The sequence below is a fragment of the Bradyrhizobium sp. JHI2711 genome (assembly GCF_056156565.1).
On sequence record NZ_JBPZPT010000004.1, the window covers coordinates 58,462 to 71,524 of the forward strand.

At 65.6% G+C, this 13,063-nt stretch carries 13 protein-coding genes; 9 read left to right on the plus strand and 4 right to left on the minus strand.

The features are described from left to right. Nucleotides 1–981 carry a hydroxymethylbilane synthase gene (hemC, locus tag ACTEK7_RS27750; protein ID WP_225147048.1) on the plus strand — a complete coding sequence of 327 codons (981 nt, stop codon included), beginning with the start codon at nucleotides 1–3 and terminating at the stop codon, nucleotides 979–981. 167 nt (nucleotides 982–1,148) lie between these two features. On the opposite strand, the gene hemE is transcribed toward hemC, so the two are convergent. Continuing rightward, on the minus strand, nucleotides 1,149–2,183 hold the full coding sequence (gene hemE, locus ACTEK7_RS27755; RefSeq protein ID WP_225147049.1) for a uroporphyrinogen decarboxylase: 1,035 nt from the start codon (nucleotides 2,181–2,183) through the stop codon (nucleotides 1,149–1,151). Nucleotides 2,184–2,289: 106 nt separating this feature from the next. On the opposite strand from hemE, the gene ACTEK7_RS27760 reads away from it, so the two are divergent. Both ACTEK7_RS27760 and ACTEK7_RS27765 read left to right on the plus strand, forming a co-directional pair. Next, nucleotides 2,290–2,505, plus strand: coding sequence for a hypothetical protein (locus tag ACTEK7_RS27760; protein WP_036013926.1), 216 nt, complete (start codon nucleotides 2,290–2,292; stop codon nucleotides 2,503–2,505). Between the two features lie 174 nt (nucleotides 2,506–2,679). Then, nucleotides 2,680–4,581, plus strand: a complete 1,902-nt coding sequence (locus ACTEK7_RS27765; RefSeq protein WP_225147050.1) for a diguanylate cyclase — start codon at nucleotides 2,680–2,682, stop codon at nucleotides 4,579–4,581. Nucleotides 4,582–4,587: 6 nt separating this feature from the next. Here ACTEK7_RS27765 and ACTEK7_RS27770 read toward each other — a convergent pair whose 3' ends face one another. Together ACTEK7_RS27770 and trhO are read right to left on the minus strand one after the other, a co-directional pair. Continuing rightward, nucleotides 4,588–4,806 carry a SlyX family protein gene (locus ACTEK7_RS27770; RefSeq protein WP_036024763.1) on the minus strand — a complete coding sequence of 73 codons (219 nt, stop codon included), beginning with the start codon at nucleotides 4,804–4,806 and terminating at the stop codon, nucleotides 4,588–4,590. Then, on the minus strand, nucleotides 4,796–5,563 hold the full coding sequence (trhO, locus tag ACTEK7_RS27775; RefSeq protein WP_225147051.1) for an oxygen-dependent tRNA uridine(34) hydroxylase TrhO: 768 nt from the start codon (nucleotides 5,561–5,563) through the stop codon (nucleotides 4,796–4,798). Before trhO ends, ACTEK7_RS27770 begins: the two co-directional genes overlap by 11 nt. A gap of 196 nt (nucleotides 5,564–5,759) precedes the next feature. Between trhO and ggt the strand changes: the two genes are divergently transcribed. The 5 genes from ggt (at nucleotide 5,760) to ACTEK7_RS27800 (ending at nucleotide 11,970) form a co-directional block, all read left to right on the plus strand. After that, nucleotides 5,760–7,346 carry a gamma-glutamyltransferase gene (gene ggt, locus ACTEK7_RS27780; protein ID WP_225147052.1) on the plus strand — a complete coding sequence of 529 codons (1,587 nt, stop codon included), beginning with the start codon at nucleotides 5,760–5,762 and terminating at the stop codon, nucleotides 7,344–7,346. 167 nt (nucleotides 7,347–7,513) lie between these two features. Beyond that, nucleotides 7,514–8,128: a (2Fe-2S)-binding protein gene (locus ACTEK7_RS27785; RefSeq protein WP_036013925.1), complete on the plus strand. Its 615-nt coding sequence runs from the start codon at nucleotides 7,514–7,516 to the stop codon at nucleotides 8,126–8,128. A gap of 4 nt (nucleotides 8,129–8,132) precedes the next feature. Beyond that, nucleotides 8,133–9,149 (plus strand): FAD binding domain-containing protein, encoded by a 1,017-nt coding sequence (locus tag ACTEK7_RS27790; RefSeq protein ID WP_225147053.1) that lies wholly within the window; start codon nucleotides 8,133–8,135, stop codon nucleotides 9,147–9,149. 2 nt (nucleotides 9,150–9,151) lie between these two features. After that, nucleotides 9,152–11,443, plus strand: coding sequence for a xanthine dehydrogenase family protein molybdopterin-binding subunit (locus ACTEK7_RS27795; RefSeq protein WP_225147054.1), 2,292 nt, complete (start codon nucleotides 9,152–9,154; stop codon nucleotides 11,441–11,443). A gap of 62 nt (nucleotides 11,444–11,505) precedes the next feature. Next, nucleotides 11,506–11,970 (plus strand): FKBP-type peptidyl-prolyl cis-trans isomerase, encoded by a 465-nt coding sequence (locus ACTEK7_RS27800; RefSeq protein ID WP_036013901.1) that lies wholly within the window; start codon nucleotides 11,506–11,508, stop codon nucleotides 11,968–11,970. Between the two features lie 208 nt (nucleotides 11,971–12,178). On the opposite strand, the gene ACTEK7_RS27805 is transcribed toward ACTEK7_RS27800, so the two are convergent. Next, the gene (locus ACTEK7_RS27805; RefSeq protein ID WP_036013900.1) at nucleotides 12,179–12,397 is read right to left on the minus strand and encodes a CsbD family protein; all 219 of its coding nucleotides are present in this window, start codon (nucleotides 12,395–12,397) and stop codon (nucleotides 12,179–12,181) included. A 128-nt stretch (nucleotides 12,398–12,525) separates the two neighbouring features. Here ACTEK7_RS27805 and ACTEK7_RS27810 point away from each other — a divergent pair, with 128 nt between their 5' ends. Further along, nucleotides 12,526–13,044: a cupin domain-containing protein gene (locus tag ACTEK7_RS27810; protein WP_036024770.1), complete on the plus strand. Its 519-nt coding sequence runs from the start codon at nucleotides 12,526–12,528 to the stop codon at nucleotides 13,042–13,044. Nucleotides 13,045–13,063: the final 19 nt, after the last annotated feature.

A 13,063-nucleotide genomic window follows, 5' to 3' on the forward strand; every position in this document is an offset into this window, starting at 1 on the left:
TTGGCTACGCGACTGAAGATCGGCACACGCAAGAGCGCCATGGCGCTGGCACAGACGGAAGAGATTGCGCGCCGCCTGACCGCCGCCGTGCCCGGTCTCGACGTCGAGATCGTCAAATTCGATACCACGGGCGATCTCGACCAGACCAGCAAGCTGCTGCCGCATGGCGGCAAAGGCGGCGCCTTCGTGGCGCAGATCCGCGCCGCCGTGCTGTCGGGTGAGCTCCAGGCGGCGATGCATTCGTTAAAGGACATGCCGGGCAACGAGGACACGCCCGGCCTCGTCATCGGTGCCACGCTGTCGCGCGATCCGCCTGGTGATGCGCTGGTGCTGCGCGAGGGTGTGACGCTGGAGGCGCTGCGGCAGTCCCGCGGCAAGGGTTTCAAGATCGGCACCAACGCGGTGCGCCGTGCAGCCTATGCGCGGCGGCTGTTCCCTGATGTCGAGGTGATTCACTTCCGCGGCGCCGCCGACACGCGTGTGCGCAAGCTCGACAATGGCGAGAAACAGCGCCTGCCGGATGGCGGCGCTGTGGGGCCCGCGGATGCGCTGATCATGGCGCGCTCGGGCCTCGATCGCGTCGGCCTGTCCCATCGCATCGCCTACGAATTCACAGCAGTGGAGATGTTGCCCGCGGCAGGGCAGGGCATCGTCGCGGTCGAATGCGCCGCGCAGGATTGGCAGACGCGACAGATCCTGTCGTCGATCGACGACGCCGCTGCGCACGCCTCCGCCGACGCCGAGCGCGAGGTGCTGTGGGTGCTCAACGGCCATTGCAATTCACCGGTGGCGGGCTTCTCGACCATCACGGGCGATCGGATGTCGCTCACCGCCTCGGTGCTCGATCTCTCCGGCAACACCATCATCGAAGCCTCGCATACGGGGCCGGCCAACCGTCCGCGCGAGCTCGGCCGCGCGGTGGGATTGGACCTGCTGAAGAAGGGTGCGGCGGAGATCATCGAGCGCAGCCGGCCGCGGTAAGCATGCCGAAATCACGATCTCTGATGATGTCATTTTGCACCTGTTTTGCCCGACAAGTCAAAACGCACGGGGGAGTCACGCCAGTCCAAGCTTTTCAATGACTTGGCTACTGTGCATGGGGTTGTTTTTCGACTCTTGTTTTGCCGCGCCCGAAGCGGCGAAACAAATCAGCCGCGCACGCGCCTGATCATCTGCTCGACATGGGCGATCGGCGTTTCCGGCTGGATGCCGTGGCCGAGGTTGAAGATCAGCCGCCCGGCAGCAAAATTGGCCAGCACGTTGTTGACCGCGCCATCGAGCGCGGCGCCGCCCGTGATCAGCACCAGTGGATCGAGATTGCCCTGCACCGCGACCTTGCTCTGCACCCGCTCGCGGATGAAGGCCGGCTCCGCGGTCCAGTCGATGCTGACGGCGTTGACGCCGGTCGCCTCGACGTAACCGGGGAGCTGCGCGCCGGCGCCGCGCGGGAAGCCGATGATTTTCGCGTCCGGCACCTTGGCCCTTACGCCCTCGACGATGCGCCGCGTCGGCTCGACCGACCAGCGCGCGAACTCGGTCGGCGGCAGCACGCCGGCCCAGGTGTCGAAGATCTGCAACGCGTCGGCCCCGGCGTCGAGCTGTGCCAGCAGATACTGAATAGAGTTCTCGACCAGGACGTCGATGATCTGCGAAAAAGCTTCCGGATGGCGGTAGGCCATCATCCGGGCCGGCGCCTGGTCCGGCGTGCCGTGGCCTGCGACCATGTAGGTCGCCACCGTCCACGGTGCGCCGCAGAAGCCGATCAGCGCGGTCCTGGGATCGAGCGCGCCGCGCACGATCTTCAACGCGTCGAACACCGGCTCGAGCTTGCCGAAGTCGGCGCGCGTCGCCAGCGTCGCCACCTTGGCCGGATCGTCCAGCGGATCGAGCCGCGGGCCCTCGCCGACCTCGAACCGCACCGAACGTCCGAGCGCATAGGGGATCACCAGGATGTCGGAGAAGATGATCGCCGCATCGAAACCGAACCTTCGGATCGGCTGCAGCGTCACCTCGGCGGCAAGCTCCGGGTTGAAGCAGAGGTCGAGGAAGCCGCCCGCCTTGGCGCGCACCTCGCGATATTCCGGCAGGTAGCGCCCGGCCTGGCGCATCATCCACATGGGCGGGACAGCTTGGTGCTGGCCGGAGAGGACGTCGATGAAGGGTTTCGTCGAAGACTGGGGCACGAATGGTCCTGAAGCAGGTTGTGCCTCCTGATACACCGCCGCGGCCCGCAGCGGAACAGGGGAACCTGGATGATCGGGCCGCGTTGACCAGCCAATGGAGGAGATCATGGCTGAGACATTCAATCCCGCGCCGCACGACAAGCACGCCGAAGACCTGCGCGAGGCGCTCGCTGCCGATCGGCAGTCCAAGCTCGACGACGGGCTGAGGGACACGTTCCCAGCGTCCGATCCCGTGAGCGTGGCGCAGCCGACGCCCTCGAAGGCCGACGCCGATGCCGAGCATCCTTCGCTCTGGGCCAAGGTCAAGGCCATCTTCAGCTAGCGGCGGCGGGCGCCGGATTCCGATCAGCCTGCTAATGTCTTGTTAGCGATGCATCGATCACCGCGTCCGTAAGACTACTGGAAAGGGCGGAAACCGCCGCGTAGTCCGGTAGCGATTTCAGAATTAAATAACAGAAGCGGCAGAGGTTTCCGAACGATCGGAGAACCCTGCCACATGAGCGCTACCCAACGAGCCGGATGGAGCCGCCTGCCGCTGCGCGCGGCGGCCTTCGTGGCGCTGACCTGCGCGACGATCCTCGGCGTCAGCGGTTGGCGTGAATGGACGGCACGCGATGCGGTGCTCAAGGCCGCCGAGATGGAGATGGCGAACGTGGCCCGTTCGCTGACCCAGCATGCCGAAGACAGCCTCGATCTCCTGGATTCCGGTGTCGTCGGCGTGGTCAGCCGGTTGGAGATGGACGGCACCGCACCGGTCACGATCGCGAAGCTGCGCACCTTGCTGGATGTGCGCAAGAAGGCGATCGCGCGCATTCACAGCCTCGCCATCATCGACGATCAGGGCAACTGGCTGACCTCACCCGGTACGATCGGGACGACCTTCAGCGACGATGCCTTCTTCCGACATCACCAGCTCTCGCCGAAGCGCGAGGCCCATGTCGGCCGTCCCGTGAAGAGCCTGCTGGACGGCGAATGGGTCGTCACCCTGTCACGCCGCTTCAGCAAGCAGGACGGCAGCTTCGGCGGCGTGGTGCTCGCGACCATCAGCTCGAACTATCTGTCGCACTTCTACAAGCAGTTCGAGATCGGCCGCAACAGCTCCGTGTCACTGGCGCATGGCGACGGACTGATCGTCGCGCGCAATCCCAGCAACGAGACATTCGTCGGGCGCAGCGTCGCCGACAAGCCGTTGTTCCGCGAGCCGAGCCTGCAACGGCCGAGCGGCGCCCATCATTTCACCTCGTCGCTGGACGGTGTCGAACGCGTCAGCTTCTTCAATCGCAGCGGTCGGTTCCCGCTCCTCCTGCTCGCCACCGTCGACAAGGACGAGCTGCTCGCGCCGTGGCGCGCGGCGGCGATCTCCCGCATGCTCTACGTGTTCGCGCTGGTGATGCTGATCGCAGTCATCGGCGGCGTGCTGGTGCGGCAGTTGCAGCGCGGCCAGCGCATGGCTGTCGCGCTGACCGAGACGGAGGCGCATTTCCGCCTGCTCGCCGAAGGCTCCAGCGACATGGTGACGCGGATCGGCCTCGATGAGCGACTGCGTTATGTCTCGCCCTCGTCGGTCCGCATCGTCGGCTGGCGTCCCAATCAACTGATCGGCACGCCGGCCCTCGCGGGTATCAAGCCGGAGGACCTGCCGGAGGTCCAGGCGATCGTCGACGCCATGAAGCGCGGTGAGAAGGAGGAGGCGCGTCTCACCTACCGCAACTCGCATCGGCAGAACGGCGAGATCTGGCTCGAATCGACCATGCGGGTGACGCGCAAGGACAATGGCCAGGTCGATGGCGTGGTCGCGATCTCCCGCGACATCACCGAGCACAAGAGGCTGGAAACCAGGCTCGAGACGCTTGCGATCGAGGACAGCCTCACCGGCCTTGCCAATCGCCGCCGCTTCGACGAGCGCCTGAAGGAGGAATGGGCGCGTGCCTATCGCGACCGCTCCAGCCTTGCTTTGCTGATGATCGATGTCGACCACTTCAAGGCCTACAACGACGAATATGGCCATCCCGCGGGCGATGCCTGCCTGCGCCTGATCGCCAAGATCATCGCGGCCGAAGCGCAGCGCGCCGGCGATCTGGCGGCGCGTTACGGCGGTGAGGAATTCGCCATGCTGCTGCCGAACATCGATGCCGCCGGCTGCGCCCGGATCGGCGAACGGATCCGCAACGCCATTCACGAGGCCGGCCTCGCGCATGGCAGCAATGAGGCGGCTGGATGCGTCACCGCTTCGCTTGGCGGCGCAGCCTGCCGGCCGGCGTTCGAACGAACCGCGGGGGTCGCTGCGCTGGTCGAAGCTGCCGACCGGGCGCTCTATGCCGCCAAGGCCGCAGGCCGCAACCGCCTGGCAATGTCCGGCGAGGTCATGGATCTGCTGCCCAAGGCGTCCGGCCAGTAACACCGTTCAGTAATGCGGCGGAGGCTCGTTGGCAGGCCCTGGCGCATTTGCCTCGGCGTCCTGCAGCCGAGCATTGAGCTCGGTGATCTGCCGCGTCAGCCTGTCGATCTGCTTCCACTGCGCGGTGATGGTCTGGTTCAACGTCTCGATCGTATCGTCCTGATAGGCGAGGCGCGTCTCCAGCGTGTCGATGCGCTCGCTCAGCGTCTTGATCTCATTCGTCACGCGTTACGTCCTTGTTTCGCTCGCGCAAGCCGTGGCCGAGCGCCACGCGCTCGTCGAACACGAAGCATTCGCCGCGCCAGCGGCTCTCCGCCTCCGGCACGTCTTCCAGATATCTCAGGATGCCGCCCTTGAGATGATAGACCTCGGCAAAGCCGCGTGCGAGCAGATGCGCGCTCGCCTTCTCGCAGCGGATGCCGCCGGTGCAGAACATCGCGATCCTGCGGTGCCGTGCCGGATCGAGCTGCTCGGCGGCAAAGTCCTTGAACTGGCCGAAGCTCTTGATGCCGGGATCGAGCGCGCCCTCGAACGTGCCCATCGCGACCTCGAAGGCGTTGCGGGTGTCGAGCACGAGGGTATCGGGTGCTGCGATCAGCGCGTTCCATTCGTGCGGATCGACATAGGTGCCGACCTGACGCGTCGGATCGGCGGCCGCATCGCCCAGCGTGACGATTTCCTTCTTCAGCCGCACCTTCAGCCGTCCAAACGGCATCGCCTCCGCGGCGGAGAATTTCAATTCGAGATTGTCGAGCCTGCCGCCGAACATGTCGCCGCGTGCGAGCTCGTGAGCGAAAGCCTCGATCGCCTCCGGTGCGCCGGCGACCGTGCCGTTGATGCCCTCCTGCGCCAGCAACACGCTGCCCTTCAGCCCAAGACCGGCGCAGCAGGCGCGCAGCGGCTCGCGCAGCTCGCGGTAATCCGGGAGGGCGACGAATTGATAGAAGGCGCAGACCTTGTAAGGCGTATTGCTGGACGTCATGGCCGCTCGTTTAGCAGGCGGCCCGCGCCCGGAAAACCCGCATCGCAAAAGCTTGCAAAAGGTCCATACGCCCAGCGGATGGCAGCCATTTTCCTGGTATGCCAGCATTGCCCCGCGGGGCGGGAATGTGTCATGTAGACGCGGTTTTCGAGATGGCGCGCCAACCGCGCCGACGGCCAAGAGAGCAAGACATTCGATGAGAAACTTCCATTTCCCCGGCAGGTCCACGGTCCACGCCACCAACGCGATGGTGGCGACCTCGCATCCGCAGGCCTCGCTCGCCGCGATCGAGGTGCTGCGCGAGGGCGGCACCGCGGTGGACGCGGCGGTTGCCGGCTCGGCCCTGCTCGGCGTGATCGAGCCGCAATCGACCGGCATCGGCGGTGATTGCTTTGCGCTGATCCAGCCGCGGGGCGAGGGCAAGATCGTCGCCTATAACGGCTCCGGCCGCGCGCCAAAGGCGGCGAATGCCGACTGGTATCTCGAACGCAAGATCAATTCCGTGCCGCTCACCTCGGCGCATGCGGTCTCGATCCCTGGCGTGATCGATGCCTTCGCGACCGTCTTGCGCGATCACGGCACGTTCGGCTTCGACCGGCTGCTCCAGCCCGCGATCAAGGCGGCCGAGGAGGGCTACGTCGTCGCGCCCCGCATTGCCTTCGATTGGAAGAACCAGTTCGAGAAGCTGAAGAACGGTACCAACACCGTGCGCTATTTGTTGCCGGGCGGCCAGCCGCCGGTCGCCGGCGACGTCATTCGCCAGGCCGAGCTCGGCAAGACGCTGCGCGCGATCGCCAGGGACGGCCGCGACGCGTTCTACAAGGGCGAGATCGCGGAGGACATGGTCGAGACCCTCAGGGGCATCGGGGGCCTGCACACGCTCGACGATTTCGCCGCGCACACGACCGAAGTGACCACGCCGATCGGCACCATGTACAAGGGCTATGACGTCTGGCAATGCCCGCCGAACGGCCCGGGCGTCACCGCGCTGTTGATGCTCAACATCCTGTCGCGGTTCGATCTGACCAAGTACGCGCCCGTGAGCGTCGAGCGCTTCCATCTCGAAGCGGAAGCGGCACGCATCGCCTACATGAACCGCGAGATGCATGTCGCCTCTCCCGAGCACATGAAGATCAACGTCGCCGAGATGCTCGAGAAGGGCTTTGCCGACGAGTACATCAGCAAGATCCGCCTGGACGGCATGCTCGACCTGCCGAACGTCGCGCCGCCGATGAATCCCTCGACCATCTACATCACGGTCGTGGACAAGGACCGCAACGTCTGCTCGTTCATCAATTCGGTTGCGCATTCCTTCGGCTCGGCGATCGTCTCGAACAAGACCGGTGTCCTGTTCCAGAACCGCGCCGGCGGCTTCCGAATCCAGCCGGGCCATCCCAATTGCATCGAAGGCGGCAAGCGCCCGCTGCACACGATCATGCCGGGCCTGCTCACCAAGGGCGGCCGTTCCACGATGTCGTTCGCGGTCATGGGCGGCCAGTACCAGCCGACGGGCCAGACTCATCTCCTGACCAACATTCTCGACTACGGCTGCGACATGCAGGAGGCGATCGACATGCCGCGGGGCCTGCACTACGAGGGCCAGTATCAGCTCGAGGACAGCGTGCCGGCGGCCGTCGTCGAGGGCCTGAAGAAGCTCGGCCACAAGACGACCAGCGTGGTCGGCCCGCTCGGCGGCGCCCAGGCGATCTGGATCGATTGGGACAAGGGCACGCTCACCGGCGGCTCCGATCCGCGCAAGGACGGCTGCGCGCTGGGTTATTGATCGCCGGCGCAGTTCCCCACGCGAGATCAGGAAAAGTTGACGAAGGGCGGCGCGGCATTTGCTGCGCCGCCCTTCTCTCATCCGGAACTGCGCCCATTGCTCCAGGTTAAGGGGCGATGAGCGGTGCAGGCGTGCGCTGCTTTGCAGATCAGCGGCGGAGGCCTGCCATGCCCGACAAACCAGGTTCCAGATCATCCGGATTCGACCGGCGCGCCTTCATGACCGGCGCGGCGGGCAGCGCGCTGATCCCGATCACGGCGCGCGCGGCGTCGGAGGATGCCCGGGCGCCGGCCGCGCAGGATCCGTCGCTTCCCGTCGAGGTCACGCTGCGCGTCAACGGCAAGGACAAGCGCCTGAGCATCGATGCGCGCACCACGGTGCTCGATGCCTTACGCGAACATCTCAAGCTCACCGGCAGCAAGAAGGGCTGCGACCACGGCCAGTGCGGCGCCTGCACGGTGCTGATCGACGATCGCCGCGTGGTGTCGTGCCTGACGCTGGCCCTCGCCGCCGAAGGGCAGGAGATCACGACCATCGAGGGCCTCGCCACCGACGACCGCCTGCATCCGATGCAGCAGGCCTTCATCGACAACGATGCGTTCCAGTGCGGCTATTGCACGCCCGGCCAGATCATGTCGGCGATCGCGTGCGTGAAGGAGGGCCATGCCGGCAGCGAGGCCGACATCCGCGAATACATGAGCGGCAACATCTGCCGCTGTGCCGCCTATCCCAATATCGTCGCTGCCGTGAAGCAGGCCGCGCCCGAGATCATGAAAGGCTAGGCGCATGCGACCGTTTTCGTATCAAAGGGCATCAGACCCCGACATGGCCGTGCACGCGCTCGGCGTCGCCGCAGCTGCAAACAATCCGCTGACGAAGGCGGCGGCGCAGCCGCTTGCCGGCGGCACCACCCTGATCGATCTGATGAAGCTCGACGTGATGAGACCCACCGCGATCGTCGACATCAATCCGCTGGCCCCCGCCTGGTCTTCGATCGCGCCAGGCGGCGACGGCTTGCGCCTCGGCGCGCTCGCCAAGATGTCCGACGTCGCCGCGCACGCCGAGATCCAGCGCAGCTATCCCGTGATCGCGGATTCGCTGAAGCTCGCCGCGAGCGCCCAGCTGCGCAACATGGCAACGCTCGGCGGCAACGTGATGCAGCGGACGCGCTGCAACTACTTCCGCGATGTCTCCTATGAGAACTGCAACAAGCGCAATCCAGGCTCCGGCTGTGCCGCAATGGACGGCGTTAACCGCATGCATGCGGTGCTCGGGACCTCCGATCAGTGCATCGCGACGTATCCTGGCGATTTCGCGCAGGCGCTGATCGCGCTCGATGCCATGGTCGAGATCACCGGCAAGGCCGGTACGCGCAGCATGCCGTTCGCGCAGCTTCACAGGGCACCAGGCAGCACGCCCGACATCGAGACTGCGCTTCAGCCCGGCGAGCTGATCTCGGCGTTCTCGATCTCCGGCCGCTGGCCACGCTCCGTGTATTTGAAGGCCCGCGACCGGCAATCCTACGAATTCGCGCTGTCGTCAGCCGCGATCGCGCTCAACGTCCAAGACGGCACGATCCGCGACGCGCGCGTCGCGCTCGGTGGCGTCGCCACCGTACCGTGGCGGGCGCGTGAGGCCGAGGCGCTGTTGAAGGGACAGAGGTTCGACGAAGCTCTGGCACAGCGCGTCGCCGATGCAGCTTTCGCAGACGCCCGCGGGCGCCGGCACAACAGCTTCAAGATCGCGCTCGGCAAGCGTGTCGTGGCACGCGCGCTCCAGCAGGCCGTAACGATGGAGATCTGACCATGACCGCTGCAGCTCCCGGGCCGAGGACGAATATGGGGCAGCCCGTGCCGCGCTATGATGCGGCCGCCAAGGTGACGGGGCGGGCGACCTATGCCTCGGACATGCCGCTGGACAATCCGGCCTACGCATTCCTGGTCACCAGCGCCATCGCCAAGGGCCGGATCGACCGCTTCGACCTCGACGATGCCAAGCGCGTCCGGGGCGTGATCGACATCGTCACGCACGAGAACGCCCCGAAGCTGAAGGAGTCGAAACTGTACAGCAATGGCGGCTATGCCGGCACCACGATCCAGCCGTTGAAATCGGCCGAGATCGCCCATGACGGCCAGATCATCGCCGTGGTGGTGGCGGAGAGTTACGAGGCCGCGCGCGAAGCGGCCAACCGCGTCAAGGTCAGCTATAGCGCTGCTACGCCCAGCGCGACTTTCGATTCGCCGGGGACGACGACAGCCGCCGCGAAAGGACAAAACTCGCAGTTCAAGGAAGACCCGAAGGTCGGGGATTTCGCCAAGGCGTTCGACGCGGCCGAGGTCAAGCTGACCGCCTCCTACGAGACGCCGACGCAGCATCACAATCCGCTGGAGCTGTTCACGACCAGCTGCACCTGGATGGGCGACAATCTCGTCATCTACGAGGGCAGCCAGTATGTCCATGGCCTGAAGAACGGCGTGGCAGAGCAGCTCGGCATCGACGCCGACAAGGTGCGCGTGGTCAATCCCTATGTCGGCGGCGGATTCGGCTCGCGAGGTTCGATGACGCCGCGCACCGCCATCATCGCCGCCATGGCCAGGCGCCTGAACCGTCCGATTAAGCTGGTCCCGACCCGCGACCAGGGCTTCACCATTACCACTCATCGCGCCGAGACCCGTCACGAGATCAAGCTTGGTGCGAGCCGCGACGGCAGGCTGATCGCCTTGAGGCATGAGGGGGCCGAAGTCTCCTCGCGCCCCGACGCCTATTGCGTCGGCGGCACCAAGACCACGACGCGGCTCTATGCCTGCCCGAACGTGGACAGCCTGGTCTCGATCGTGCGTGCCGATCGCAACACGCCGGGCTTCATGCGCTCGCCCCCGGAGGTGCCGTACCTGTTCGCGCTGGAGAGCGCGCTGGACGAGCTCGCCGTGAAGCTGAACATGGATCCGGTGGAGCTTCGCCGTATCAACGACGCCACCAGGGATCCGATTGATGGCAAGCCCTACACGTCGCGGCCGCTCATGGCGTGCTTCGACGAAGCCGCCAAGGCGTTCGGCTGGTCGCAGCGCTCGCCACAGCCGAAATCGATGTCGGATGGCGACTGGTTGATCGGCTACGGCTGCGCCGCCACGTGCTATCCGACGCTGGCGGGACCGTCCGCCGCGCGCGTGCGCCTGCAGCGCGACGGCCGCACGCGCGTCGAGATCGCCGGCCATGAGATCGGGACCGGCGCCTACACCGTCATCGCCCAGACGGCTGCCGAGCGGCTCGGCGTGCCATTGGAGAAGGTCGCGGTCTTCATGGGCGATAGCGACCTGCCGCCCGCGCCGGTTGCCGGCGGCTCCAATTCCACTGCCAGCACCTGCTCGGCCGTGATGATGGTGTGCGACCAGATCCGACAGCGCCTATTCAAGGCGCTGATGCCCAGCGACAGCCTTGCCGACAAGGCCAAGGAGACCGTCGGCATCAGCCCGGCACCCTCGACCCAGGCCGCCAAGGGCGATCGCTCGCTCGACATCGAGAAGGCGTTCGATGCGCTCGGCGTCGGCGTGGTCGAAGAATATGGCGAGTGGAAGCCGGAGGGCGCGCCGATGGACTCCTTCCGCGCCATGCACAGCGGGCAGGTCCGGCTGATCGGCGGCCATCAAATGAAGGACCAGATCGCCTATGCGTTCGGCGCCGAGTTTGTCGAGGTCCGCATCAACCGCTTCACGCACGAGATTCGCTGCCCCCGCCTGGTCGGCGCGTTCGCGGGAGGCAGGATCATGAATCCGCGCACCGCGCGCAGCCAGCTCATGGGTGGCCTGATCTGGGGCATGTCCTCGGCGCTGCTCGAGGCCACCGAGATCGACGAGCGCAATGCGCGCTACGTCAACGACAATCTTGCCGATTACCTCGTGCCCGTGAATGCCGATGTGCCCGGTGTCGAGGTCATTCTGCTCTCCGAGCAGGATGATCGCATCAACCCCGTCGGCGTGAAAGGCCTCGGCGAGCTTGGCAATGTCGGCACCAATGCTGCGATCTGCAATGCGGTCTACCATGCCACGGGACAGCGTATCCGCAAGCTGCCGGTCCGGCTCGAAGATATCGAGCTCTAAAGGGGGTGGAAACGGCGACCGCCTTGGGTTAGACACCTCCCGCCTCAAACGGAAGGTGTTTTATGCAGCGTTTCCAGCGCGCGCTCCTCGCCCTGATGTCGGCACTCGCGATCACCGTGATCGCCAGCGTGTCGCATTTCGTTTCCACCACGGCCTCGGCCCAGACCGCAGGAAAGACCATGACCACAGCTTCAGGCTTGCAGATCATCGACTCCACCGTCGGCACCGGTGCCTCGCCGCAGCCCGGCCAGATCTGCGTGATGCACTACACTGGCTGGCTCTATGAGAACGGCCAGAAGGGCAAGAAATTCGACAGCTCCGTCGACCGCAAGGAGCCGTTCGAATTCCCGATCGGCAAGGGCCGTGTCATCGCCGGCTGGGACGAAGGCGTCGCCTCGATGAAGGTCGGCGGCAAGCGCACGCTGATCATCCCGCCGCAGCTCGGCTACGGCGCCCGCGGTGCCGGCGGCGTGATCCCGCCGAACGCGACGCTGATGTTCGACGTGGAATTGCTCGCGGTGAAGTGACTGACGTCTCTACATCGTCATGCCCGGGCTCGTCCCGCCTGCGCGGCCGAAGCCGCTTCGGCGAGGCGAAGGCTCAGGCATCCACGATCTTCGTGCCGTGCGGTCTAGACGTGGATGGCCGGGTCAAGCCCGGCCATGACGGATGAAATCGATACAAGTAAAAAGACCGGCCTTAGGGCCGGTCTTTTCACTTTCAATCTTACGCGCGTCACTCCGCCGCGCGGCGAGCCGCAGCGGCGGCGCGATCCATCGCATCCTTCGCGGCGTCCTTGGCATCGCCCATGGCCTGCTGGCCCTTGCCCTTCACTTCCTGCACCACGCCCTCGCCTTTCATGCGATCGGATCCGGTGGCTTCACCGACGCCCTGCTTGGCCTTGCCGATCGCCTCGTTGGCGGTGCCCTTGATCTTGTCGGTCGTGCTGCCCATGAAAATCTCCTTTCGATTTGCTTGGAATGACAACGCTGGGCGGCTATGAGGGTTCCGATTTTGGCATGGCTTGCGGCTGCGGCTTTGGGTTAGTTTGCCGCGCACGGAACCAACAGAAAGCAAGTCCCATGACCGGCCCTGACCATTCGCATTCCCACCATGACCATGGTCATCATCATGATGACCGCTGGAAACATGACGGCGTGCGCGTCATTCCCGGCAATCAGCTCGATACCAACGTGCCGTCGACAGCGGGCATGGACCGTGCGGCCGCGATCAATTTCGCCCGCGTCGGCGCCCAGAAATTGTGGGCGGGCACCGTCAGCATCAAGCCGGATGCCAAGACCGGCGCGCATCACCACGGCCATCTCGAAAGCGTCATCTATGTCGTGAAGGGCAAGGCGCGCATGCGCTGGGGCGAGAGCCTGCAATTCACCGCGGAAGCCGGCCCCGGCGACTTCATTTTCGTCCCGCCCTACGTGCCGCACCAGGAGATCAACGCCAGCCCCGACGAGGTGCTGGAATGCGTGCTGGTGCGCAGCGACGGCGAGGCGGTGGCCATCAACCTCGACATTGAGCCGGTCGAGAAGCCCGAGACCGTGCTGTGGATCGACCCGGTGCACCGGGATCCCAACGAGAAGAAGTAAGTCTCTTCAGGGGCGCGGA

Coding starts and splice junctions, on each gene's coding strand:
- ACTEK7_RS27760 (WP_036013926.1), top strand. CDS start 2,290: ATGGCTGAGACATTCAATCCCGCGCCGCACGACAAGCACGCCGAAGAC.
- ACTEK7_RS27765 (WP_225147050.1), top strand. CDS start 2,680: ATGAGCGCTACCCAACGAGCCGGATGGAGCCGCCTGCCGCTGCGCGCG.
- trhO (WP_225147051.1), bottom strand. CDS start 5,563: ATGACGTCCAGCAATACGCCTTACAAGGTCTGCGCCTTCTATCAATTC.
- ggt (WP_225147052.1), top strand. CDS start 5,760: ATGAGAAACTTCCATTTCCCCGGCAGGTCCACGGTCCACGCCACCAAC.
- ACTEK7_RS27785 (WP_036013925.1), top strand. CDS start 7,514: ATGCCCGACAAACCAGGTTCCAGATCATCCGGATTCGACCGGCGCGCC.
- ACTEK7_RS27790 (WP_225147053.1), top strand. CDS start 8,133: ATGCGACCGTTTTCGTATCAAAGGGCATCAGACCCCGACATGGCCGTG.
- ACTEK7_RS27795 (WP_225147054.1), top strand. CDS start 9,152: ATGACCGCTGCAGCTCCCGGGCCGAGGACGAATATGGGGCAGCCCGTG.
- ACTEK7_RS27800 (WP_036013901.1), top strand. CDS start 11,506: ATGCAGCGTTTCCAGCGCGCGCTCCTCGCCCTGATGTCGGCACTCGCG.
- ACTEK7_RS27805 (WP_036013900.1), bottom strand. CDS start 12,397: ATGGGCAGCACGACCGACAAGATCAAGGGCACCGCCAACGAGGCGATC.
- ACTEK7_RS27810 (WP_036024770.1), top strand. CDS start 12,526: ATGACCGGCCCTGACCATTCGCATTCCCACCATGACCATGGTCATCAT.